Source organism: Nodosilinea sp. AN01ver1 (genome assembly GCF_050565655.1).
Lineage (GTDB): Bacteria > Cyanobacteriota > Cyanobacteriia > Phormidesmidales > Phormidesmidaceae > Nodosilinea.
Window position 1 is genome coordinate 153,323 of sequence record NZ_JBNXVS010000003.1, and the last position, 22,690, is coordinate 176,012.

The following is a 22,690-nucleotide window of genomic DNA, read 5'->3' on the forward strand; positions in this document are numbered from 1 at the left end:
CTAACTGGCTCTAGGATCGGTAGCCCAGATAATCACTAACCCCGATGCCTGCTGCCCCGGTGCGCCGACCCCAATCCCTACTACCGAAACGAACACATAGGGCTGCCCCTCTTGCAGTACCTGAAACAGCGGGCGATCGCAGTAGCCGCCCTCTACTTTACTGACCTGAAACTGCGGCGGCGGAAAGGTGCGGGGAATATCCTGGGTCTCGATGAACTGTACGTTGCGGGTTAAGTACCGCAGCGAGGCGGCGTTGGGCGGCAGGCGGTAGTCGGCCTCGCTAATCTGGGTAAAAAAGCAGCTTTGCTCAGCGGATGACCATTCACCAATGCCGCCCTGAGTCAGGTATGCGATCGCCGGAAATGATGTCTCTGTCGAATCAAAATCACTCTCTCCAGAGCCGCGCGTGAGACGGGTAAAAATTTCCACCACCTCCTCCTGCGGCACAAAAACCGCTGGCTCCTCGGGCACAGGCTCCGCCGCAAGGGCGTTCTCCGCTGGCGGTAGCGGTTCGGCTAGATCGGCGGCAGGCGGCGGCGCACTGGAATAGACCTCAGGCACAACAGGCTGTGTCGGGGCCGGTGGAGCCGCAGCGGCAGGCGACGTAACGGGCTCGGCCACTGTGGGGGGCTCCACCGGCTCGGGTTCGGACTCCGGCAGACCACTGATACTTAGCAGATCGACAAAGTCCTCTTCGGCAGCAGGCTCTTCCTCCACCTCTGGAACGGGGCGAGAGGGCAGTGGGGCAAACAGCACCAGCCCGTGCAGCACCAGGGACAGACCCAGCAGCGGGGCCAAGAGCCACCTGGCTTGAATCAGTCGCCTTGAGCGGCGGGGGCTAGGGGCCGGGGGCGCTGGTGGCCTGGCCTGAGTGCGTTGAGGCGATTCTACGGATTCCCTAATCGGCATGACTTCTATGGGTGATGAGGCGTCAGCTACTGCAACCGTTTCAAAACACGAGCAGTAGTCGCCGTAAAGCCCTTGGGAATCAATCGCGTTCCCAAGGGCTTTCGCAACGAGCAGTGGTTAGCGCGCAGGCTCAACGAGCGATCGCGCCAAAGCTAACGCGGCTTATAGCTCAGCCAGAATCGACTCGTAGCGCTGCTCAGACAGGGGCACATAGCCCACCTCAGGCACGATTTCGGGGCCGTTGTCGAGCATGAACTCAACAAAGGCCCGCACCTCAGGACGGCTCTCCAGGCTCTCCTTTTTCACATAAACGAAAATAGGCCGAGACAGGGGCGTGTAGGTGCCGTTCTCTACGTTCTCAGGGGTGGGTTCAACCCCGTTGACAGCCACAGCCTTGAGGGTGTCCTGATTCTCCAGGTAGTAAGCCAGACCAAAGTAGCCCAGAGCGTTGGCATCGCGAGACACACCCAGCACCAGAATGTTGTCGTCTTCGCTGGCGGTGTAATCAGCTCGGCTCGCGCCCGATTCTCCGACAATTTCATCCGTGAAGTAGTCAAAGGTACCGGAGTCGGTGCCGGGGCCAAACAGGTCGATGGGAGCATCGGGCCAGCTAGGGTCGATTTGGTTCCAGCGGGTAATGGTGCCTTCAGCCGCAGGCTCCCACATCATCTTGAGCTGTTCAGTCGTCATCTCCTCAGCCCAGGTATTTTCTGGGTTGATAACAACCGTCAGCGCGTCGGTAGCCACAGGTACTTCAATGTACTCAATCCCGGCGGCGGCGCAGGCCTCAGCCTCAGAAGCCTTGATCGGGCGAGATGCACCGGTAATATCCAGCTCACCAGCACAAAATTTGCTGAAGCCGCCACCCGTACCCGACACCCCAACGGTGACCTGAGTACCACGATTTTCAGCCATAAACTCTTCCGCCATAGCTTCACTGATGGGGAAGACGGTGCTAGAACCATCGACTTGAATAACTGAATTTTGAGACAATGCGCTGGGAGCAGCAATGCCCGCTGCCACAGCGGTGGTAACTACCCCGGCCAGCGCATAGCGGTTAAATTTCTGCTTACTGAGAACCATACAACACTCTCCGTGGCGTGCTAAACACTATCAAACTCGCCATTTGAGAGCCTATAGCTCAAATCCTAAGAAAGCCTGATGTTAGCGGTAAGGTTACGTTTAGAAAAGCTTAAGAGCTATTAATAAAGACCCTTAATCAGTGTCTAGGGTCTCTTCTCGGTACTAGCAGTTCTCGATGGAGCGAGGTACACAACTGCTGACCCGCTCTACTAATGTAGTGGCCAGATCTTGCCGAATTAAGGTGATCAATTGCCAAGGCAGCGTGGCAGCCCTGGCGCGAAGGCTCAACTCAGGCTACAAAAACTCCCGCAGAAACTCGTAGGGTTCTATGTCCCAGATTGGTTCAGGTACCAGGTGGCTCAGCCGATTGAGAATATCGGCCTCAATGGCCGCCATTTGGTCATGGGCAAACATGTCTCCCAACGCTTGACGATCGCGATCGCGCAGAGGGTCCAGCGGATTGGCCAGCAGAGGTGCAGCGTTGGCCAGGGAGTAGGGAGACGGCGGCGCTGCTCCGTCCTGGGGTGCCTCAGGTTTAGGGTAAACACCAGGGCCCGAAGCACTGTGCGATTGCAGGGGGCGGCGCGATCGCTTCTTAGCCGCCGCTCGCTGGCTGACCGTAAATAGCGCCTTGACCCAGGGGTCAGCACTGAGCGAGTTACTACCGGGGGGTGAGAAAGCCGAGTTCAGGCTCCAAAGTTCTGGCGAATCAGCCCCTGAGTTAACAGAGACCGAGGCCCTATCCGGACTGGGGGAAATACTCATGGTGCTCTCGTATGGTCGTGACGAATCAGGACGCAGGTTACCTAGCCAATGGCTATCAACAGGCCAACCACCCTGGCCGGTGGTCAATGCACCAGAGTTGGTGCAGGGCTCTAATCTCAGTATAAATGCGGATGCAATCGGGCTAGCTTTCCCTGAAGCCCATCCTAAAATCCATCTTCAATGGGGTTAGCTGAGCTTTTGAGTCGCTGAGCGCTGTTGCTTCAGGTAGGTGAATACTGACTTATCGCCAATGTCTGGCACGATCGGCTGTACGACTTTGCGCAGCGCAAATACCAAAAACAAAACAGCCCAGACCGTTAGCAGTCCCTGCTCCACACCCAGGGGCAGCCAGCCCGCTAAATGCCCCAGCAGCAGCAGCGGCACCAGCGGCGTTAGCAGCTTGGTCTCCAGGCGATCAAAGCAAAAAGCTTCTTTGAAAAAAATGCCGGTGAGAGCCACAAAAGTAAAGCCCAGCCCCCAAAGCACCGCGGGCGTTTGCATTACCGTTTGGGCCAGAGGCCCGTCAATACCGTGGGAGAGCACTAGAGAAGCTACTCCTCCACCCAGCCAGGCCGCCTGCAGCAGCCGATGCAGGGGCACCAGGTAAATGTGAATGGTGGCCAAACTGAGCCCCAAACCCAGCCAAAATAGCGTGTAGAGCACGCTGATGGCCTGCACCAGCGTCGGGTTGTGGGGAAAGAAAAGCGCGATCGCAGCGCCCGCCCCAAAGGTCAGCGCCGCTACCGCCAGGCCAGCCCGATAGAGCACAACGCCGCGGCGATCGCCCTCGGTAATGGTGTAGTCGCCAAACTGCCCCGAGTACACCACAGGAGTTTCATTGACAGCGCTGTCCATAGCGTTCACCCTAGGATGAGGAACCTTACTTGTATCCTATCAAGTTAGCGCCTATCGGGTTAGCGCCATCTGAGTGGGCAGGGTAATGGTGAAGCAGGTCTGGTTCTCGCCGCTGGTGACGTCCACATCGCCCCCCAGGTGGCCCACCAACTTCTTAACCAAAGCCAGCCCCAGACCCGTACCGCCCTGCTTCCAGGGGTCAGCGCTAGGCACGCGATAAAACTTGTCAAAGATACGGGGCATTTCTTCCGCCGGAATCGTCACGCCAGTATTGGTCAGCGCAATGGCGACCTGTTCACCAATCGCGTCGGGGCGGGCCGCAACCTCAAGGGTGATGTGCTCACCAGGCGGGGTATATTTGCAGGCATTGTTGAGCAACTCCGCCAGCACCCGCTCCAGGCTGGCTAAGTCGGTGTACAGCACCGGCATCGCCGGTGCAATGACCAGCTGCAGAGTCTGGTTGCGGCTCTTGGCGCGGGTCACAAAGCTATCGATCCAGCCGGCTAGCCAGGTTTCAAGCAAAATCGGCTCGGGCTGAATCGGGTGATTGCCTACGTCCAGCCTTTGCAGGTCAAGCAGGTCGTTAATCAGGCTGATTTCACGCTCGCACTCCTCCTGCAAAATGCTGAAGTAGCGACCAATCCGCGTCTGCTCGGCCCTCGGCTTTTGCAGATCGGCGGTCAAATCAAACTCCTGGTTGAGGGTTACCCCCAGCAGCTGCAGCGCCACTCGCATGCTGGTCACTGGCGTGCGCAGCTCGTGAGAAACTGTGCTGAGAAAGTCGTCTTTGAGGGTGTTGAGCCGCTCTAGCTCGGCCACCTGCGACTGGGCCGCCTGGTACAGTCGGGCCTGACGAATGGCGATCGCGCACTGGTTGGCCACCTGCTGCACCAGGCGAATCTCAATGTCGTTAAAGCCGTAGTCGCGCCCGTTGATTAGCCACAGGTCGCCCAGCACGCCGCGATCGTCCACAATCGGGCAGGCCAGCATTGCCACATAGCCCCGCACCGGGTTGGGTTCCACCGAGCAAAACTGAAAGTACTGTCCGTCTAGCAGCTGGTGGTACACCTCCGGAAAGGCTTCCATCTGGGCTACCCGCCCCTGGTATGAAGGGCTAGAGCTGTTGTACTCGTAATAAATGGTTGATGTGCCCTGCTCCAGGTCGTAGAGCGACGTATTTGACCCCTTCACATCCAGAGCTTCGGTCAGTTCTTTCACCGCCGTCAGCATAATCTGGTTGACGTCCAGGCTGTCGCGCACCCGGTCGGTGATGCGCTTGAGGGTGGCCTCAAACTCCAGCGCTGTCTGCAGCTGCTCGGTGCGCTGAGTCACCTGCTGCTCCAGGTCGGTATTGAGCCGCTGCACCTGGTTGTAGAGGCGAGCCTGCTTAATCGCCCCTGCCATCTGGCTAGCCACCTCTCGCAGCGTCTCAACCTCCCAGGTCGCCCAGGGGCGGGGGCCACTGCCGTTTAGAGCACACACGAGGCCATAGAGCGATTCCGCCTGCCCAATCGGCACAATCAGGCAGGCCTTGACCTGGGCCAGCTCAAACTTAGCCAAATCGGCGGCGGCCAGCTCAGCGGTGGTCACATCATCGATAACGTCTAGCTCTCCCTGGCGATAGCGCATCAGGTCAGCCGTAGTAAAGCCCAGCTCCATCTGGGCCATATTCGATCCGACCATCGTGCTGTGGGCTGACTCGGCCACCACCCCCCTGTAGCCTGGATCAAAGCTGTAGAACAGCACCCGGTCAACGCGCAAAAAGCGGCGCACCTCATTGACCGTAGTTTGCAGCAGGTCTTCAGAATTGAGGAACTGTAGAAGATGCTGGGCGATCGCCCCCAGCAGCCGCTCTCGCTCCGACTGCCGCTGTAGCGTCTGCTCCACCCGGTGCAGCGGGGTAATATCCTGCAGGCTGACCATTAGCTGAGGGTCACCATTGGGGGCAAAGAAACGCCACGCCGTCGCCGTCAAGCGGCGGTAGTCTCCGGCAGCATCGGTCATTTCTACCGCAAAAGGCTGCGCTTCGCCGCTGGCCATAGCTCGCTGCCCCGCCGCCATCACTTCCTGGCTCACGCCCAGGGGCAGCACATCCATTTGCCGCTGCCCCAGCAGGGCTGAACGATCGTTGCCCACCAGCGGGGTGCAGGCTGCATTGAGAAAAATCCAGCGGTGATGCTGGTCGGTTATCCACAGGGGGGCCGCGATCGCATCTAACATTTCCCAGGGCATCTCCCAGGAAGCATTGGCAGCCAAATCGAGGTTAGACTGCTCTCCCGTAGGAATAGAGTCAGGGGGCAGGGTAGACATAGCTGGTGGTAAAAGAGGGGGCGAGAGAAAGGGGCGTATGCTCTATAGACACTATGCCCAGAGCCGCTCGACAATGGCCTATTCAGCCCACTAAAAAGATCTAATTACAGAAAAAGATTACGGCAGGCTATGACTTAACTGCACCCATAGTCTATAATCGTAGACCGTGCACATTTGCAGGCCCTATGAACGCAGAGGAAATCATCCGCTCAATTGAGGCGGAGCAGTTAAAGACCGATCTGCCCACCATCTACGTCGGCGACACCATCCGTGTTGGTGTGCGCATCCAAGAGGGTGGCAAAGAGCGAATTCAGCCCTACGAGGGCACCGTCATCGCCATGCGCAACGGCGGTATCAATCGCTCCATCACGGTGCGAAAGATTTTCCAGGGGGTAGGCGTCGAGCGAGTCTTTCTGCTCCATGCTCCCAAAGTGGCCAGCATCACCGTGCTGCGTCGCGGTAAGGCTCGTCGGGCCAAGCTCTACTACCTCCGCGATCGCGTTGGTAAAGCAACTCGCCTGAAGCAGCGTTTTGACCGCCCAATCAACTAGAATTGGGTATAACTGAGTTTTGGTGCCTAGCACCTGGCTCCATGCGTCCTTAGTTCAGTTGGTAGAACGCGGGTCTCCAAAACCCGATGTCGGGGGTTCGAGTCCTCCAGGGCGCGCTGAGGTGTAGCGGTGACAATCTCCAAGGCAGCTGGTGTTTTTGTTCTAAAACAGTTCAGCGCGGCGGGCATTGTCACTGCCTTACACCTGTTGATTAGGCCAGGTTTAGTTGCGGCTCTCAGCAGGTCACTAAGTTGAATCTTTTACTTAGTTAGGTCAACGTTACCGGTTCATCCTTCCAGTTAGACAGTTCGGACAAGCGCCAACAGGAGCCAAACCAGTGGTTAAAAAAGACACTGCCATAGAGTCTAAGGGTAAGACCACAGATACCCAGGGTGCCGAGCAAAGCTTTAATGTCGGTACCTTCTTGCAGGGCACTAAAGAAGAGTTGGGCAAGGTGGTTTGGCCAAGTCGGCAGCAGCTGATTAGCGAATCTGCCGCTGTCATTCTTATGGTTAGCCTTTCTGCAACCCTAATCTATCTGGTTGACCGACTGTTTGGGTGGATTTCGGGGCAGGTATTCTAATGGCGCTTGAAGACTTCAACTACGACGATGCTCCTCTCGATGAGCCTTTGGCCGACGAGCTAGAGACTGAATCACCATCAGAGGGCGCTGAGCCTTCCACAGAAGAAGGCAACGAAGGTGAAGCGGCTCGCTACTACCAGCGCAAGGCTCGGTGGTACGCCGTACAGGTCGCCTCCGGCTGTGAAAAACGGGTCAAGCTCAACCTTGAGCAGCGCGTCAACACCTTAGATGTTGTCAACCGCATTTTTCAGGTTGAGATCCCTCAAACTCCAGCCATTAAGCTTCGCAAAGACGGCACCCGTCAAAATATTGACGAAAAAGTCTTTCCTGGCTACGTCCTGGTGCGCATGTACATGGATGATGAGGCTTGGTCGGTGGTTAAAAACACTCCCCACGTCATCAACTTTGTTGGGGCTGAACAGCGTCGAGCCTATGGTCGCGGTCGTGGCCACGTCAAGCCTATGCCTCTCGGTATGAGCGAGGTAAAGCGCATCTTCAAGCGTACCGAAGAGCAAAAGCCGGTGGTCAAGGTCGATATGGCCCCTGGAGACAAGATCACCGTGCTCTCGGGTCCCTTCAAAGACTTTGAGGGCGAGGTGGTGGAGGTTAGCCCCGAGCGCAGCAAGCTCAAGGCGCTGTTGTCCATCTTTGGACGCGACACACCAGTGGAACTGGAATTCAACCAAGTGGAAAAAGAGAGTTAATTAATGGCTAAGAAAGTTGTAGCGCTGATTAAGCTGGCACTTCCTGCCGGAAAGGCCAACCCAGCTCCCCCCGTTGGCCCAGCCCTGGGTCAGCACGGGGTCAATATTATGGCGTTCTGCAAAGAGTACAACGCCCGCACCCAGGACAAAGTGGGCTTGGTGATACCGGTTGAGATTTCGGTTTTTGAAGACCGCAGCTTTACCTTCATCCTTAAAACCCCTCCTGCCTCGGTTCTGATCAAAAAGGCTGCTGGTATCGAGCGCGGCTCAGGCGAGCCCCGCACTAAAAAAGTTGGCTCTATTACCCGGGCTCAGCTTAAAGAAATCGCCGAGACCAAAATGCCCGACCTCAATGCCAACGATATTGAGGCCGCGATGAATATTGTTGAGGGTACCGCTCGCAACATGGGTGTCACCATTGGCGATTAGGCCAAGAGGCTTGCTCTCAGCCAGCGTTTAACTGTTCACATTACGGGGGAGAGGCACCGCTTCGTTTGACCCCAAGGAGATTACCATGGCTAAAGTATCTAAGCGCCTGCGGGAAGCCCAGGCCAAGGTAGAAGACCGTCTTTATGAGCCTCTAGAAGCCCTAGAACTGCTCAAAGAAACGGCTACCGCTAAGTTTACCGAGTCGGCAGAAGCCCACATTCGGTTGGGCATCGACCCCAAATACACCGACCAGCAGCTGCGTACGACGGTTATTCTGCCCAAGGGAACTGGGCAGACCATTCGAGTGGCCGTTATCGCCAAGGGCGAAAAGGTGGCTGAGGCGACCGCTGCCGGAGCTGACCTGGTGGGGTCTGAAGAACTCATTGATGAGATTCAAAAGGGCATGATGGATTTTGACATCCTGATTGCTACCCCCGATGTCATGCCTCAGGTGGCGAAGTTGGGTCGTCAGCTGGGTCCGCGTGGCTTAATGCCTTCGCCGAAGGGCGGTACCGTCACTTTCGATCTGCCTCAGGCGATTAGCGAGTTTAAGGCCGGTAAGTTAGAGTATCGTGCTGACAAAACCGGGATTGTCCATGTTATGTTTGGCAAGGCAGACTTTAGCGTTGACGATCTGATGGTCAACCTTAAAGCTCTGCAAGAGAGCGTTGATCGCAACCGCCCTTCTGGGGCTAAGGGGCGCTACTGGCGCACGGTTGCTATTGCCTCTACCATGGGGCCTGCTATTCGCCTAGACGTCAACGCTCTGCGTGACTTCAAAATGAGCGATGCTGCCTAGGCTAACCAGCCAGGCAAACCAAGTTTTCCCCAGACCAACCAGGAGACTAAGAGGCTGAAATAATCCCCTAAAACCGCATAGACGACCGTAGACAGCAGGTGCTGGCCAAGCGCTGCATAAATCCTGCCGAGGTTGACGTAACGACTGGCGTGCTTTTGCTCAGGCTAAGCATATGCGGTTGTTGGTCTAACCCCGGCATGGTTGTCGGGGTTTATTTTTGGCCAATGCCGATCGCGGTATAGCAAGTCCTGGATGGGGTAATCAAGTTTCCCTATCCCCAACTACAAGGAGGTGAGATCGATATGGGGAGAACCCTAGCGAATAAGAAAGAGCTGGTAACTGAAATTCAGGAGCTGCTCGACGAGGCCCAGCTAGCCTTTGTAATTGACTACAAAGGTCTTACTGTGGCTGAGATTAGCAACCTGCGCAACCGGCTACGGCCCAAGGGCGCGGTGTGCAAAATCGCCAAAAACACGCTGATGCGTATTGCCGTTGAGGGCAACGACAACTGGCAGCCCATCACTGAGTTCCTCAAAGATTCTTCAGCCTTTGTGCTGGTCAAAGAAGATTTTGGCGGAGCCATCAAGGAGTACCAGGCATTCCAAAAAGACACTAAAAAAACGACCCTTCGGGGCGGTGTCATGGAAGGTCAGGCCCTGAATGAAGACCAGATTAAGGCCATTACCGAACTGCCTACGAAAGAAGAGCTTATGGCTCGTCTGGCCGGGGCTATCAAGGCAATGCCGACTCGCGTGGCCGTGGGTATCAATGCCGTGCCAACTCAGCTGGCAGTGGGCGTCAGAGAGGTTCCTGCATCTCTGGCTCGTGCTCTTCAGGCGGTTTCCGAAAAAGACGCGGCCTAGGCTCGTCTCTCACGTTTTTTGTGTCTAAATTGTTTTTTTACCAGGAGTTAACCGGTAACTATGTCTGCTAAAACCGACGAAATTCTCGAACAGCTTAAGTCTCTATCTCTGCTTGAAGCCTCTGAGCTGGTTAAGCAAATTGAAGAGGCCTTTGGTGTTGACGCTTCTGCCTCCGCTGGCGGCGGCATGATGATGATGGCCCCCGGCATGATGGGCGGCGGCGGCGCAGCAGCGGCTGAGCCTGAAGAAGAGAAGACTGAGTTTGATGTCGTTCTTGAAGAAGTGCCCGCCGATAAGAAGATTGCCGTTCTTAAGGTGGTGCGCAGTCTGACTGGTCTGGGCCTAAAAGAAGCCAAAGAAATGGTGGAAGCCGCTCCTAAGGCCGTCAAAGAAGGTGTGACCAAGGAAGACGCCGAAGATGCTAAGAAGCAGATTGAAGAAGCTGGCGGCAAGGTTTCTGTCAAGTAACCCCATGCTTTTCCGCTAAGGCTTGGTGTTGGACAGCTCCCCGTGGTCGCACGGGGAGCTTTTTCGATTTTGGTTGGCCTTTCCCTGCGCTAGATGGCGGCTCCCTCAGGTAGCCAATCACCGTTGAGGGAGCTAGCATTGGATCAGTACGTACGGAAATCAGTGATGGCACAACACCTGAAGCGATGGGAGTCGCCCCGCAAGTCGGGCCGCAATGATAAGGGCCGAGGTGGTACCGCCCGCCAGCGACAGCTGCAAAAACGGCAGCAAACTCTGCGCCAGCGGCTCAGCGATCGCTCGCAGCAGAAACCAACCCAGCCACAAAAAGGGGAGTCACTGGCTCCCCTTTTTGCTGAGTCTGCGGCTTAGGACTGAGAGATTTTAGCCGATCAAAAGTTCTTCTTCGGGATACTGAATGGCGGAGGGTTTGGAGTCGCCCAGCAGCGCAGCCATAAACAGTAGCACTCCTACCCGACCTAGATACATGGTGCAGATAATCACGTACTTGCCGACGTCTGAGAGATCGGCGGTTATACCGGTTGAAAGCCCTACGGTAGCGAAGGCTGAAACTGACTCAAAGAGAATTTCGATGAAGTTTAGGGTAGGGTTGCTGACGGCGACTAGGGCCGTGGCGACGACCACGACCAGGGCTGACCCGACCACGACTGCGATCGCCTTCAGCACCCGACTCGTTGGAATTTGCCGCCTAAAACAGAGTACCTGCTCTTTGCCCTGTAGAGCCATTCGAGTACAGGCAATCAGAATGCGAATAGTGGTGGTCTTAATGCCACCGCCCGTGCTGCCGGGGCTGGCTCCGATAAACATGAGAGCAATCATGATAAACAGTGAGGCATTTCCCATTGCCCCAATATCAATGCTGTTAAACCCGGCGGTACGGGCAATAACGGAGTGAAACCAGGCAATCAGCAGTTTGTACTGGGGGCTTACTGACCCCAGCGTATCTGGATTTTGATACTCGATGGCAAAGAAGGCCAGCGTACCTACGGCCAGCAGCACCGCTGTGGTACTGGTGACGACTTTGAAGTTGAGGGAAAACAGGCCTCGGCAGCGATTGCCCTGGATGCGGTTGCGCAGCCAGGTAAGAAATTCCATAATTACCTGATAACCAATGCCGCCAAGGATAACCAAAGCCGTAATAATGGCGTTGACCCAGGGGTTGAGTGCATAGCCGATCAGGCTGTCTTCAAATAGGCTAAAGCCAGCATTGTTAAAGGCACTAACGCTGTGAAATAACGATAACCACAGACTATAAGCTGGTCCGTAGTCTCGGCTGAATACCGGATAAAGGCAGAACAGCCCGGTTAGCTCAAAGACAAGCGTCATGGCGATGATGGAGAGAACTAGCGATTTACCTCCGGCCAAGGCGGTGTTATCCATTGATTGCTGAATGGCCAATCGCTCTCGCAGCCCCAGTCGTCGCCCTAGCAAGAGCACCAAAAAGGTGTTGGCAGTCATGTAGCCTAGCCCCCCCACCTGAATCAGCGTCAAAATAACGGCTTCGCCAAAGGGTGAGAAGTAGGTGCCGGTATCGACCACAATTAACCCGGTAACGCAAACGGCGGAAGTAGACGTAAACAGCGCTACCAGCGGATCACCCCACCCTTTATTGGTCGTGGATATGGGCAGAAACAGCACTAGAGTGCCAAGGGTGATCAGTACAAGAAAGCCAAGACATATGGTGCGAGGAACCGTCATCTGCATGAGCAAGGCATCCAGGGAGTTAGGGGGAATGAGGCAACCCTATATTTCCATGAGTTGACGCTCTCGACCACTATGCCGCAAGATTTAACCGCTAGCTCCAATTGGGGCAATGTTCTTTCGCGTTTAAGTGACTATGGCCAATGCCCTGTACAAAAAAATTCAGACGTTCTATGACGACTCGTCGGGGCTGTGGGAGCAGATCTGGGGCGAGCACATGCACCACGGCTACTACGGTGCCGATGGTCGTCAGCGCAAAAATCGCCGCCAGGCCCAGATTGATTTAATTGATGAGTGTCTGAGCTGGGCGGGCATTGACCAGGCTGTAGACATTCTTGACTGCGGCTGCGGCATTGGCGGCAGTGCGCTGGAGTTGGCAACTCGGTTTAACGCCAGGGTAACGGGCATTACGCTCAGCCCACGTCAGGCCCAGCGAGCAACGGAGCGGGCTCAATCTGCCGGTCTAGGCGGGGATGTGTCCCCCTGCGCCCGCTTTGAGGTAGCCGATGCGCTGAGTACCCCTTTCGCCGATCAGAGCTTTGATTTTGTGTGGTCGATGGAGAGTGGGGAGCACATGCCCGACAAGGTGGCTTTTTTGCAGGAGTGCTACCGGCTGCTGAAGCCCGGCGGCAGGCTACTGATGGCGACCTGGTGCCACCGCCCTACAGACTCTCTGGCAGGACCGCTAACCTGGCTAGAGCAGCAGCAGCTCAACTGGATTTATCAGGTTTACGGTCTGCCCTACGTGATTGCTCTACCTGACTACGAGGTGATCGCGCACAGCTGCGGGTTTAGCCACCTGCACAGCGCCGACTGGTCGCTGGCGGTGGCCCCCTTTTGGGATGAGGTGATCGCCTCGGCTCTGACGCCGGAGGGACTGGCAGGGCTGCTTCAGGCTGGTCCGGTTACTTTGCAGGGGGCCTTGGCCCTGGCTCCTATGCGCCAGGGGTTACAGAGCGGTCTGATTCGCTACGGGCTGCTCTGTGCGGTGCGCTAGGCGATCGGTAGGCCAAGAAGCGGAAGCTAGCTATACCAAGACGTAGACAACAAAAAATAGGGTGAGCGCCCTCCGACGTTCACCCTAGATCTAATCCGTTGTCTCTACAACAGGGACGCTGCCCTACTGTCGTTGCCTACTGGGGCCGGGCCGCAGGGCAGTCGATAGCGCGAACGGCGGCGGCGGCGGTATAGTCGCGCAGCGCGTTAGTGTTGGGGGCAAAGTTCGTCCCCGTCTCGTTGAGGGGACTTGCGATCGCACACACAGCTGCCATCTGCTTGATCGCGTTTTCGCCCCAGTGGCCAGCGATATCGGTAAAGTTGGTCGGGTTGGAAATATTGGGAATTAGCCCGCCCGTTACCTGGTCGCGGCCTGGCACTGGAGTTGTGCTGGTCGTATCGCCCGCACCGGCATCAGCCCGAATTAGGGCTAGTTTGTACATCATCGCCATCAGTTCGGCTCGGGAGACATTGTCGGTAGGCCGGAAGTTGCCGGTACCGGCATCGCCAGTCACAAGGCCCAGTTGCTTGGCCTGCTGAATTTTGAGCGCGCTCCAGCGGTTGGCGGCCACATCCGGGAAAGGCGGGCTAGAGACAACTTGCGATCGCTCGGCAATCAGCGACGTAGGCAGGATTTCAGCGGCTGTTTCTATGACGACAGACACCGCCTGCTCCCGGGTCAGCGGGCTGGTGGGCTTGAAGGTATTATCCGGAAAGCCCGAGATCACACCCAGGCTAGCAGCACGGGTAATTTCAGCCGCGTAGCGGTTGCCGCGAATGTCGTTGAAGGCCACCGCCGGCGGCGTCACTGGCGGCGTCACCGGCGGTGTGCCGCCACCGGTTTGCCCACCCTGCAGCTGGGCCAGCGTGAGGTCATTGGTGAAGTACACCAGGTGAGAGCTAACGATTTGCCCGTTAAAGGTGCGCTTGGTCAGCGACCAACCAGGGTTGAGATCGATTTGAGTAAAGCCGGTAGGGCTGATGCCGTTAGCGCGGCCAATGGTGATGCGATCGCGCGAGATAGTGCTAGGCGCAAACTGCAGCAGCAAATCGCCATCTCGCTGGTTGACCTCAAATCGGGCCCCCGACACGTCTTGGCCTGCCAGTCGAACCGCATAGCCATTGGTGTCACGCTGTAGGCGGCAGACGCCGGTAAAGTCAAAGGTATTCCACAGCGCATTGACTTGAGTGGGCTCACCGCCGGGGTTAGCGATCGTCCAGCAGGGAGGATTGGGCTGGAGCTGTTCTACGATGTACAGTCGATAGGGCTGAGACGTACTGCCTGGCACAGCCACCACCAGAAAGTTGGCCGCATTGATATCAGTGTTGCCAAAGGTCTGCGCTAGTAGCGTACCCGTCTCGCGAACCATAGGCTGAACTGGGGTGCGGTTTTGGGCAACGGCCTGCCCTGCCCCACCAAGCACCCCGAGAGTAGCTGCCATAAACGCAGCCGCTTTAAGCTTCGACATAGGATTCATTGTCACCCGTCCTAGTTTCCTAGATAGTAGATAGCGGTTTTGATGTGGGGATGATTTCTCTACCTTAAGCCCTGGCAATCGGGGGCAAACTCTACCCTCAACCACTTACCAGACTGTCTGACAACACGGGTTTACGGCTCAACATTGAGATTATGAGCCGGACTCACCCAGGCCCCAAAACCTAGATCAGTCAGGGGTCAAACAACCATCGTCCCAGGGCAACGACCGGAACTTCTCAAACCTAAACCAGGTCTTGTTGACCCAGGGGGCCAATGGGGCTGGTTGGCCTGAAAAGACGCCATTTATTGTAGGGTCATCCCTGGTGTACAACCCCACTTTTTGCAGGTTTTCCTAGGATTTGTTGCAAAACCTCATGGTTTTACCCTGCCTTCAGCCTAGGCTCGATGCCCTCCCGGTATGTCATTGATTCTGGCCACGATCCTGATCCTGTCTGCGCTGCCCCGCCCGGCCCCACCCTTAAACGGCAGACTAGGGCAGGCTAGTACTTGACCAAGCTGATACTGACAAGGGCCAGCCGCTCTAGGTGCAGGGTTCAAGGTATATGACCCAAGGCTCGCCTTGAACCTGAAACCTTGAACCATACCCGTCACTATTAGCTTGGCTGACTACTAGGGGCTGTAACGGTTGACTATCAGGCCGTCAGACGCTAGCTGACGACAGCCCCTAGATCTGAAACTCATCTAGCCCCGGCGAGGTGAGACCAGGCGGGGTAATAGCCCGACTAACAGAGGCTTTGTAGCTCTCCTGCTGCGTTACCAGGTCGATAGAAATAGCCTCAAATCGGGCTTCCAGACAGCCCAGGGGCACCGTAAGCTGTAGATTACCTTCCATCTGCCCCTGCCCATTAGGCAGCAGGTTCATGACCTGACGAGGCTCATCGGCGAGGCTGCGAGTTTGAGGATCAGTAATCCAAACCTTGAGGTACAGGCGGTTGGGATGAAACGGTACCCGCAGCGTTGCCACGACGGGTTCACCAGCGGTCAGATCGCCCTCGGGCAGCAGCAGAATTGGCATCGGCGGAGTGATTACCTCCGCCGCCTCGGGGCCAGCTTCCTCAACCGTCACAGCCTCAGCCCTGGCGGCAGCGCTGAGGGCGGGGTCTTCATCCTCATAGATCACGACCTCGCCCGCAAAGGGAATAAACTCCGGCGGTGCTTCAACGGCATCCTCTACCGCGATCGGTTCGGTCTCGGTGGTTTCCTGCTGGGGACGGTCTAAGGCCTCCTGCTGCAGATTGACCGCTAGCTCATTGAGTCTGGCCCAGAAGCGATCTTGCAGCTTCAAATCTCTAAACCCCATGTCCTCATGAGAGATGAGCTGTGGCAATTGCCTGCGGGGTTTGTGGCTAGAGTCGGGGGGGTGGCCGCTCAGCGCAGCCAGGGGGTCAGCAGGCTGGGAAGGGGGGGAAACTGGCGGCAGACTGAGCCCTCGGTTCAGGTTTGCACCGGCAATCGTTGCGCGGGCCGGAACCCCAGCCCCAGCCTCTGGAGCAGCTTCTGGAGCAGGGACGGGATCTCTCGGAGGAGAGGATTTTGGCCGCCCTACAGGGGGTAGCGTAGGCTGATGTGCCGCCGTCTCATGGGGAGAAGGGTAGTAAATTTTGGGGGGTAAGGCAGTACCACTGCGGGGCAGGGTCAGGATGGGCATTTCCCGCGGTGGAGCCGCGCGGCTGGCAATATCCCAGGTTTTGAGATCGGGGTGAGGCGGGGGTGAGGCGGCAACAGCCTCTGCCGCATCGGCGGGCTCAGCCGGAAAGACGACGTTTAGATCGGCGTCGGTTTCGGCCTGGTTAGCGATCGCATCAAACAGCGAGGCCACATCTACCGTGACCGTAAATCGCTGCAGGGCCACTACCTCGGCCCCAGCCAGCAGCCCTACTTCCCCCAGCAGCAGTCGGGTCGACAGCTGAGGGGGCACCGCTACGGTCAGCGTAACGGTACTGGGTAGCGCAGCTATAGCCAGCGGAGCCGGGGCCAGAGCTACAGTAGTGGCCGTTTGGGGGTCAAACAGCCGCACCACCAGGGTCAGGGGCGAGCGAATTGGGCTATCTCCAAGGGCCGGACCCATCACGGTCGCTGTGAGCCCCAGGCTTTCGCCTTCGCTGCCCAGCAGCGCGGTGTGGGGCAGGGTTAGCCCGTAGGCCTGCTCGTCTAAGCCCGCCGCCAGCTGGGCCTGAAAGGCGTCCATTGCCGCCGCGGCTGCGTCTAGATCGACATCAGCCCCAGCACTGGAGGCGAAAGGATCGGTTTGCCACCCGGCAGCGGCGATCGCGTCTAGACCCTCGCTACCGTCGTCGGCAAACCAGTCGCCATCGTCAGCAGAATCTTGGCCCACGACCCGCAGCTGTACCGCGTAGCCCCAGGCTGGTTGAGCCGCTGTCGCGGCGGCTTCGTCAGGCTGACTCGCGCTGGCGCACTGAATATCCCAGGTGCCCTCTCGCAGACGGGTAAAGGGCATAACCACCATCAGGCCGTTGCTGTTGGTTTCGCTCTGACGCCGCAGGGTGCGCCGCCTGGGAACTCTGCCCTGAAGGGCCGATCGCTGCTCCTGGCTATCGGGCAACAGCTGACTAATCTGAATCCGCACGGGGGTATTGGTTTGACTGGTATGGGCCATTACGCGGTAGCGGCCCTCCAAAATTTCTACCTGGGCAGCATCGAGGGGGAGCCAGCTTTGGTCGCCCTCCTTTTGCAGCAGAAATTCCCAGTACTCCATAGCTCCAGCCCTGACTTCAGGTTCCGTTTCTAACCAAGCTGCCCATGATGCTTCAGGATACTCCAATGCCTTCATTTTGGTGGAGTCCCTTCTCTGTCCTTCTGCGGAAGGAGCGGTCTAGCTCAGGGCGTAGGATGCAGGAAAAGTTCGTCATTTGGAGGTCAAAGACCATGTCTGTAGAAGATCGGGCTAAGGCGACGGCTAAAGATATTGAAGGTAAGGTTCAGGAAGCGGGCGGCAAACTAACCGGCGATCGCGAGGCCCAAGTCAAAGGCCAGGCCAAGCAGGCCGAGGCCAAGGTGCGCCACTCCGTTGAAGATGCCAAAGATCAAACCAAGCGTGCGATCGGCTAAGAGCGCCTCAAACGCATTGCCAAAGAGCTTTATCCCCATCATTTGATAGTCTCTGGCTTAGTTTATGTTCCAATTCTCTTTAGGATTGGAACCTTTTTTGGCTGTTTTTTGGTGCGTCCCTACCTGAGGTCACTTTAATGAGTTCACCGCCCCTACTTGCCCAACGTCTCCGTTAGCACCGCCTCAGAGGCCCGAAATCCGACTAGCACCGCCTTACCATCTTTTACAAACAGGGGGCGCTTCAGCAGCATGGCATCCTGGCTAAAGGCCCTGATCCACTCCGGGTCGCCCCAGGTTTGTTTCTCGTCGCCCAGGGCGCGGTACGACAGACCGGAGGTATTGCGCATCGCCTTGCTGCCCAGGGTATTTACCCAGTCGGTAATCAGCTCTGGGTCGGGGGGACTGTCTTTTGTGTTGATAAACTCGTAGGCAATGGCGTGGCTGTCGAGCCATTGCAGCGCCTTTTTACAGGTGCCACAGTTGGGAATGCCATAGACAAGTAGCGACATAGCGGCTCAGCTAAAAGTCAAGTTTTTAACAATCTTGAGGAAAGGCAAAAATGTCAGAAACGCCCCGGCGACCAGGACGTTTCTTTAGAATGTTTTAAGCTCTCGGAGAAACTTCGCGATCGCTTAGGTATCGTAGACCCGGCACTCATCCGCCTCAGGATTGTTGTCGCAGTAGGTCTCTAGGGAGGTTCTGTCCGTCCCCTTATCGCGCTGGTGAGAGGCCTCAGCCTGAAGCTCCTCGACGGCATCCCAAGCGGCGGCACACTCTTGAGAGTTGCTGCCGGAGACGTCGCAGGCGTTTCGGGCATCTTCAATTTCTTTCTCGATGCGCTCTTTGATGTTCTCGCTCATTTGCTTTCTTTACCGTTATGTAAACAACTATCGTGGGGGACTGACGCCTGGCAGCTCAAGGGGATGCATCCGCTGGTGTCAATGGACTATCCCGGCTTCAGGCCCAGTATACTTCACCGGTTTAAGTGGCCTGGCGATGGAAACTCTACTCAACGGTGGGAGGGTTACTCCCTTGACAGAAAAACCGCTGGCCTGACGCGGCCCGTCGATAGCCCACCGAGGTGAGCCCAGCCGGTGCGTCCAGTAGGTAGACCCAGTAGAAGTACCTAGTATCCATATTACACATCCCTACCCTAGCAGGGGTGCTTGCTGAACATTGTTCGCTAGGCTTGATCTGCTGAGGTTAGTGGGCATTCCGATCTAGACTGGAACCACAAGAGGAGGGGACATACCCGATGACCGATATTCCCCAACCGGGCTACCCGCCCATGGAGTGGGCTAACGCTGTGTCTACCTGTCCTTCCCTGGAAGGGGCTGTTAAGGAGGTAGTTGAGCAGCTCCAGGGGCGCTTGACGACGACCCCTGACCTGGGGCTGGTGTTTATTTCATCCTCGTTTACCAGTGAGTTTGCCCGGCTGTTGCCCCTGCTGCAAAGCCTGTTGCCCATTCCCGCCCTGGTTGGGTGCAGCGGCGGCGGTATTGTTGGTACCAGTGCCCAGGGCCAGCCCCAGGAGATCGAAAACACCCCTGCTCTCAGCCTGACGGTGGCCAAGCTGCCGGGGGTATCGGTGCAGAGTTTTCATGTGTCGAGCGACGACCTGCCTGACTTAGACAGCCCGCCCTCAGCCTGGTCGGAGCTGATTGGGGTAGATCCAGCGCAAAATCCTCAGTTTGTTTTGATGGCGGATCCCTTTTCATCGGGCATCAATGACCTGCTTCAGGGGCTAGATTTTGCCTATCCCAGCGGGGTGAAAATTGGTGGACTGGCCGGTATAGACGGGTTCAACCGCCACAGCGGACTTTTTTGCGATCGCACCCTGTACAGCGAAGGCGTGGTCGGGGTCGCCCTCTCGGGGCCCCTAGTGCTCGATACCATTGTGGCTCAGGGGTGCCGCCCCATTGGCCCGGTCTATCGAGTAGACAAAGCCGAGCGCAACATTTTGCTGGCCCTGGGTACCGCCGATGGCGACGACCCTCGCCCGCCCCTGGAGCTACTGCAAGCGCTATTTGACACGCTGTCTGAAAGCGATCGCCAGCTAGCCCAGCGTTCTCTCTTTATTGGCATCGCCCAGGACAGCTTTAAGCTCACCCTCGACCAGGGCGATTTTTTGATTCGCACTCTGCTGGGGGTTGACCCCAAAATGGGCGCGATCGCCGTGGGCGATCGACTGCGCCCTGGTCAGCGAGTGCAGTTTCACCTGCGCGATGCCCACACCTCCGCGATCGATCTCGAAAACCTGCTGCAGCGCTACCAGCACCAAGCCCCGGCCTCTACCACAACCGCCGGAGCGCTCATGTTTGCCTGCGCTGGGCGAGGCGAAGGGCTCTATGATCAGGCCAACTTTGACTCCAGCCTGTTCGCTCAGTACCTACCGGGACTGCCCCTAGGCGGCTTTTTCTGCGGCGGCGAAATTGGCCCCGTGGGACAGACCACATTTCTACACGGGTTTACATCGGTCTTTGGCATTTGCCGCCAGCCGTCGTCGGAAGTGGAGCGATAACGAGGTAAGGAAGATTAGGGGGTATAGGCGCGGAGCAGCTTCGTGCAGGGTAGCAAAAAGTTCAAAGGGCAAAGGCAACATTCAAAATTTTGAATTCTCAATTTTGAACTTTGCACTCCCCCTTCCTCATCACCGCCCCCCAACCCCTAACTGCGGCGATGGCGTCACCCCCCGCACCGTCAGCGTATAGGTGACAGCGCTGGTGCCAATGCCCTGCCAGCCGGTTATAAATCCCCCTGCGTCTAGCACAGGCCGGTGCTGGGGAGTGGTTACGGCGGCGTAGTAGACCCCGGTAGCGGGCAGGGGCAGGTTGTCGAGCTGAGGCTGAAGCGCTGAGGTAGTGCGGGCTTCAGCCAGCAGTCGGCCAGCGGTGTCAAACAAAAAGAGAAGCGAGCTGTCGTCGGTGTATAACAGCCCAGGTCGCTGCTGAATAACGTCTAAGTCTAGGCTGGGGGTATCGCCTTCGGCACCGAGGAAGGCGTACACGTCAACGTAGCGGCTGACGGCTCCGGTGGATACGCCGCTGCCGCTGCGGGTGTTGATGCGTCGAGCTTCGGCTAGCGGGTCCAGCGGGGTGTCGGCGCTAACCCCCAGCCCGGCCTGCCAGAAAGCTTCTAGCTGTCGAATGATTTGATCAGGAATGAGGGTAGAGCTGCTGAGGCCCACCTGGGATGCAGCAGCTCGTTCGAGCTGTAAGGGTCGCCCGCTGTAGCCCGGTAGGCCAAACCCCTCCAGCACCGGCTGACAGGCGTCAATATTGGTCACAACCGCCTGGTTTTGGCGAAGAACCTGCATTTGGCGGCGCAGAATCACCAGTTCAGCCTGGGTCTTAATCGGCAGATCGGGCACTTTTTCCAGTTCGCCAGCTCGGGCGATCGCGCTATCCCAATCATTCAGGCACACCGCCAGCTGTAGCGACGATCGCAGAATAGCCGTAGATTGAGCCTGCGCTGGCACCGCCGCCGCCAGGGCCAGCCCCAGCACAATGGGCAACGCATTCCCAACCCGACCGACTGCCGACAGGCGCATCCATGACCAAGCTTTCATTGCTGTTGCCTCCTCGAAGCCCACCCGGTGGTATCACTGTACCCACAAGTCTACCGAGGCTCGCCCATAGTGGGCCAAAAAGTCTTCGCAGTCGGTTTCCTGGCGTCGCTGCCAGGCCCACAGCTGATCTCCCAGCGAGAAATGCCACCACTCGTTGGGGTGGCGGCGAAACCCGGCTGCCGCCATGACCTGATTTAGCAGGGTGCGATGGGTGTGGAACTGCTGCTCGATAGGGCCAGGGCTGGCGGCAAAATGATCGGGATGCGATCGCGGCGATACCTCGTCAATGGGCGATCCCATATCTACCACGGTGCCGGTTGCAGTCATTAGCGTCACATCCAGCGCCGCCCCGGTGCTGTGGGGTGGAGGGGTGGCCGGGTCGTCGCTGGGCACGGCCCAAAACTGAATCACCTCGGCCATGACCGCCTCTCTCTGAGCCGCTGTGAGGGTATCAGCCACCCAGCCTCGGGCCTGCACCTGCTCTAAGAAGGTGCGCTCCACCATAAACCGCTGCACCGCCAGGGGGCGAAAGGCGTCAAACACCTGAATCTTCCAGCCCGGCTGCTGCTGTTGCAGTACCGCCTGGGCCTGGAGCAGGGCGGCTAATACGCCTGTGCGCAGGTAGTAGGGGGACTGGTGGCCGTAGGGTGCCCCCAACACCTGGTAGGGGTGGGGCTGAACCAGAGAAACGCGATCGCCCGCAATGGGCACCAGCGGTTCGCCACAGTCACAGATAGGAATGGCCTGGTAGGGTTTCATAGCGCCCTCTGACTCAGATAACCGCGATCGCACAATGCTCCACATGCTGAGGATTATGGCAGCTTTTCCTGATGCAAACAGGCTTTCTCAAGGCCCAAAGCGCCAGTTCTAGCTTGGTGATAGCCATCAGCTCAGTTTGGTCATTGTTTGACAGTCGCCGCTGCCCTAATTTTGAAGTCTTGGTAAATTTGAGCCCAGCCAGCCTGCGGGCAAGAGTTGTGGCTCATCGGTAGGGAACTTTTGGATAGTCTGTGGAAGCTCAAAAGCCCGTGATGCCGTGCTTATACTGACCTGGTGGCTAGGACTTTTAATCGTGGGAGTGGGTCACTGGGGCTGGTGGCTGGCGGCCCTGGCTGCGCCCAAAGCTGTGGTGGTCATCACCGGACTGCTGGTGGCCTACGGGCTGGGGGTGGGCTGGGGTAGCGTGGTGCCCGCTAGCGCGGTAGTTTCCGGTGCGATCGCCCTGGTCGTTGCCTTCGATATCTTCCCGCCCTTTTGGCCCGACAACATCCACTACAAATACTGGGCCTACACTGTGCTGGCCCTGTGGGCGTCCAGCGTTGCCCTGGTGTGTCTAATGGCCAATGTTGGGCAGATGCTGCAGCACAGTCAGTCAACCCGCCGCCGCTGGCATCTCGTGATGATGGTCAGCCTGCTGCTGGCGCTGTGGGCAGGAACCAGCCTCTACCACCACCACTGGCCAGGCTGGGTGCCCTGGGAACATCTTTAAGTACCTGAAACGTAGAGCACCTACGGCCTTCA

Annotated in this window: 24 protein-coding genes, 1 tRNA gene and 1 other annotated feature; of the genes, 13 read left to right on the plus strand and 12 right to left on the minus strand. The window is 57.4% G+C overall.

What is annotated here, in order from left to right:
• The 5 genes from ACQ4N7_RS04720 to ACQ4N7_RS04740 form a co-directional block, all read right to left on the minus strand.
• A complete protein-coding gene (locus ACQ4N7_RS04720; protein WP_430710471.1) occupies window positions 1-909 on the minus strand; it encodes a hypothetical protein in 909 nt (302 codons plus the stop codon).
• Window positions 910-1,071: 162 nt separating this feature from the next.
• Window positions 1,072-1,992: a PstS family phosphate ABC transporter substrate-binding protein gene (locus ACQ4N7_RS04725; protein ID WP_430710472.1), complete on the minus strand. Its 921-nt coding sequence runs from the start codon at window positions 1,990-1,992 to the stop codon at window positions 1,072-1,074.
• Window positions 1,993-2,286: 294 nt separating this feature from the next.
• Window positions 2,287-2,757 (minus strand): hypothetical protein, encoded by a 471-nt coding sequence (locus ACQ4N7_RS04730; RefSeq protein WP_430710473.1) that lies wholly within the window; start codon window positions 2,755-2,757, stop codon window positions 2,287-2,289.
• Between the two features lie 186 nt (window positions 2,758-2,943).
• The gene (locus ACQ4N7_RS04735) at window positions 2,944-3,612 is read right to left on the minus strand and encodes a DUF2301 domain-containing membrane protein (RefSeq protein WP_430710474.1); all 669 of its coding nucleotides are present in this window, start codon (window positions 3,610-3,612) and stop codon (window positions 2,944-2,946) included.
• Between the two features lie 51 nt (window positions 3,613-3,663).
• Window positions 3,664-5,922: a GAF domain-containing sensor histidine kinase gene (locus tag ACQ4N7_RS04740; protein WP_430710475.1), complete on the minus strand. Its 2,259-nt coding sequence runs from the start codon at window positions 5,920-5,922 to the stop codon at window positions 3,664-3,666.
• A 185-nt stretch (window positions 5,923-6,107) separates the two neighbouring features.
• On the opposite strand from ACQ4N7_RS04740, the gene rplS reads away from it, so the two are divergent.
• The 9 genes from rplS (at window position 6,108) to ACQ4N7_RS04785 (ending at window position 10,688) form a co-directional block, all read left to right on the plus strand.
• Window positions 6,108-6,473, plus strand: a complete 366-nt coding sequence (gene rplS, locus ACQ4N7_RS04745) for a 50S ribosomal protein L19 (RefSeq protein WP_017297710.1) — start codon at window positions 6,108-6,110, stop codon at window positions 6,471-6,473.
• A gap of 43 nt (window positions 6,474-6,516) precedes the next feature.
• A tRNA-Trp gene (locus ACQ4N7_RS04750) sits at window positions 6,517-6,589 on the plus strand.
• 221 nt (window positions 6,590-6,810) lie between these two features.
• Entirely contained in the window at window positions 6,811-7,056 is a 246-nt protein-coding gene (gene secE / locus ACQ4N7_RS04755) for a preprotein translocase subunit SecE (protein ID WP_430710476.1), read from the plus strand.
• A complete protein-coding gene (gene nusG, locus ACQ4N7_RS04760) occupies window positions 7,056-7,760 on the plus strand; it encodes a transcription termination/antitermination protein NusG (protein ID WP_430710477.1) in 705 nt (234 codons plus the stop codon). The genes secE and nusG overlap by 1 nt, the downstream gene beginning before the upstream one ends.
• 3 nt (window positions 7,761-7,763) lie before the next feature.
• The gene (gene rplK, locus ACQ4N7_RS04765) at window positions 7,764-8,189 is read left to right on the plus strand and encodes a 50S ribosomal protein L11 (RefSeq protein ID WP_430710478.1); all 426 of its coding nucleotides are present in this window, start codon (window positions 7,764-7,766) and stop codon (window positions 8,187-8,189) included.
• A gap of 85 nt (window positions 8,190-8,274) precedes the next feature.
• Window positions 8,275-8,988 (plus strand): 50S ribosomal protein L1, encoded by a 714-nt coding sequence (gene rplA / locus ACQ4N7_RS04770; protein WP_106919588.1) that lies wholly within the window; start codon window positions 8,275-8,277, stop codon window positions 8,986-8,988.
• A gap of 67 nt (window positions 8,989-9,055) precedes the next feature.
• Window positions 9,056-9,214, plus strand: a sequence feature (ribosomal protein L10 leader region).
• A 76-nt stretch (window positions 9,215-9,290) separates the two neighbouring features.
• A complete protein-coding gene (gene rplJ, locus ACQ4N7_RS04775; RefSeq protein ID WP_430710479.1) occupies window positions 9,291-9,851 on the plus strand; it encodes a 50S ribosomal protein L10 in 561 nt (186 codons plus the stop codon).
• A 60-nt stretch (window positions 9,852-9,911) separates the two neighbouring features.
• Window positions 9,912-10,319 carry a 50S ribosomal protein L7/L12 gene (gene rplL, locus ACQ4N7_RS04780; protein WP_106868003.1) on the plus strand — a complete coding sequence of 136 codons (408 nt, stop codon included), beginning with the start codon at window positions 9,912-9,914 and terminating at the stop codon, window positions 10,317-10,319.
• 165 nt (window positions 10,320-10,484) lie between these two features.
• Window positions 10,485-10,688: a hypothetical protein gene (locus ACQ4N7_RS04785; RefSeq protein WP_430710480.1), complete on the plus strand. Its 204-nt coding sequence runs from the start codon at window positions 10,485-10,487 to the stop codon at window positions 10,686-10,688.
• Between the two features lie 12 nt (window positions 10,689-10,700).
• Here the strand turns inward: ACQ4N7_RS04785 and ACQ4N7_RS04790 are convergent, their stop codons facing one another.
• On the minus strand, window positions 10,701-12,035 hold the full coding sequence (locus ACQ4N7_RS04790; RefSeq protein WP_430710481.1) for a TrkH family potassium uptake protein: 1,335 nt from the start codon (window positions 12,033-12,035) through the stop codon (window positions 10,701-10,703).
• 139 nt (window positions 12,036-12,174) lie between these two features.
• Between ACQ4N7_RS04790 and ACQ4N7_RS04795 the strand changes: the two genes are divergently transcribed.
• Entirely contained in the window at window positions 12,175-13,035 is an 861-nt protein-coding gene (locus tag ACQ4N7_RS04795) for a methyltransferase domain-containing protein (protein ID WP_430710482.1), read from the plus strand.
• Between the two features lie 136 nt (window positions 13,036-13,171).
• Here the strand turns inward: ACQ4N7_RS04795 and ACQ4N7_RS04800 are convergent, their stop codons facing one another.
• Both ACQ4N7_RS04800 and ACQ4N7_RS04805 read right to left on the minus strand, forming a co-directional pair.
• On the minus strand, window positions 13,172-14,476 hold the full coding sequence (locus ACQ4N7_RS04800; protein ID WP_430710483.1) for a DUF3747 domain-containing protein: 1,305 nt from the start codon (window positions 14,474-14,476) through the stop codon (window positions 13,172-13,174).
• 720 nt (window positions 14,477-15,196) lie between these two features.
• Window positions 15,197-17,248: a hypothetical protein gene (locus ACQ4N7_RS04805; RefSeq protein WP_430710484.1), complete on the minus strand. Its 2,052-nt coding sequence runs from the start codon at window positions 17,246-17,248 to the stop codon at window positions 15,197-15,199.
• Between the two features lie 170 nt (window positions 17,249-17,418).
• On the opposite strand from ACQ4N7_RS04805, the gene ACQ4N7_RS04810 reads away from it, so the two are divergent.
• The gene (locus ACQ4N7_RS04810; protein ID WP_430710485.1) at window positions 17,419-17,601 is read left to right on the plus strand and encodes a CsbD family protein; all 183 of its coding nucleotides are present in this window, start codon (window positions 17,419-17,421) and stop codon (window positions 17,599-17,601) included.
• Between the two features lie 152 nt (window positions 17,602-17,753).
• On the opposite strand, the gene ACQ4N7_RS04815 is transcribed toward ACQ4N7_RS04810, so the two are convergent.
• Complete coding sequence (locus ACQ4N7_RS04815; protein WP_430710486.1) at window positions 17,754-18,110, minus strand: Spx/MgsR family RNA polymerase-binding regulatory protein; 357 nt, start codon at window positions 18,108-18,110, stop codon at window positions 17,754-17,756.
• A gap of 123 nt (window positions 18,111-18,233) precedes the next feature.
• The gene (locus ACQ4N7_RS04820; protein WP_430710487.1) at window positions 18,234-18,461 is read right to left on the minus strand and encodes a Calvin cycle protein CP12; all 228 of its coding nucleotides are present in this window, start codon (window positions 18,459-18,461) and stop codon (window positions 18,234-18,236) included.
• 395 nt (window positions 18,462-18,856) lie between these two features.
• On the opposite strand from ACQ4N7_RS04820, the gene ACQ4N7_RS04825 reads away from it, so the two are divergent.
• Window positions 18,857-20,122: an FIST signal transduction protein gene (locus ACQ4N7_RS04825; protein WP_430710488.1), complete on the plus strand. Its 1,266-nt coding sequence runs from the start codon at window positions 18,857-18,859 to the stop codon at window positions 20,120-20,122.
• Between the two features lie 129 nt (window positions 20,123-20,251).
• On the opposite strand, the gene ACQ4N7_RS04830 is transcribed toward ACQ4N7_RS04825, so the two are convergent.
• A complete protein-coding gene (locus ACQ4N7_RS04830) occupies window positions 20,252-21,169 on the minus strand; it encodes a hypothetical protein (RefSeq protein WP_430710489.1) in 918 nt (305 codons plus the stop codon).
• Between the two features lie 33 nt (window positions 21,170-21,202).
• Window positions 21,203-21,928 (minus strand): M15 family metallopeptidase, encoded by a 726-nt coding sequence (locus ACQ4N7_RS04835; RefSeq protein ID WP_430710490.1) that lies wholly within the window; start codon window positions 21,926-21,928, stop codon window positions 21,203-21,205.
• Window positions 21,929-22,205: 277 nt separating this feature from the next.
• Here ACQ4N7_RS04835 and ACQ4N7_RS04840 point away from each other — a divergent pair, with 277 nt between their 5' ends.
• Entirely contained in the window at window positions 22,206-22,658 is a 453-nt protein-coding gene (locus ACQ4N7_RS04840) for a hypothetical protein (protein WP_430710491.1), read from the plus strand.
• Window positions 22,659-22,690 lie beyond the last annotated feature (32 nt).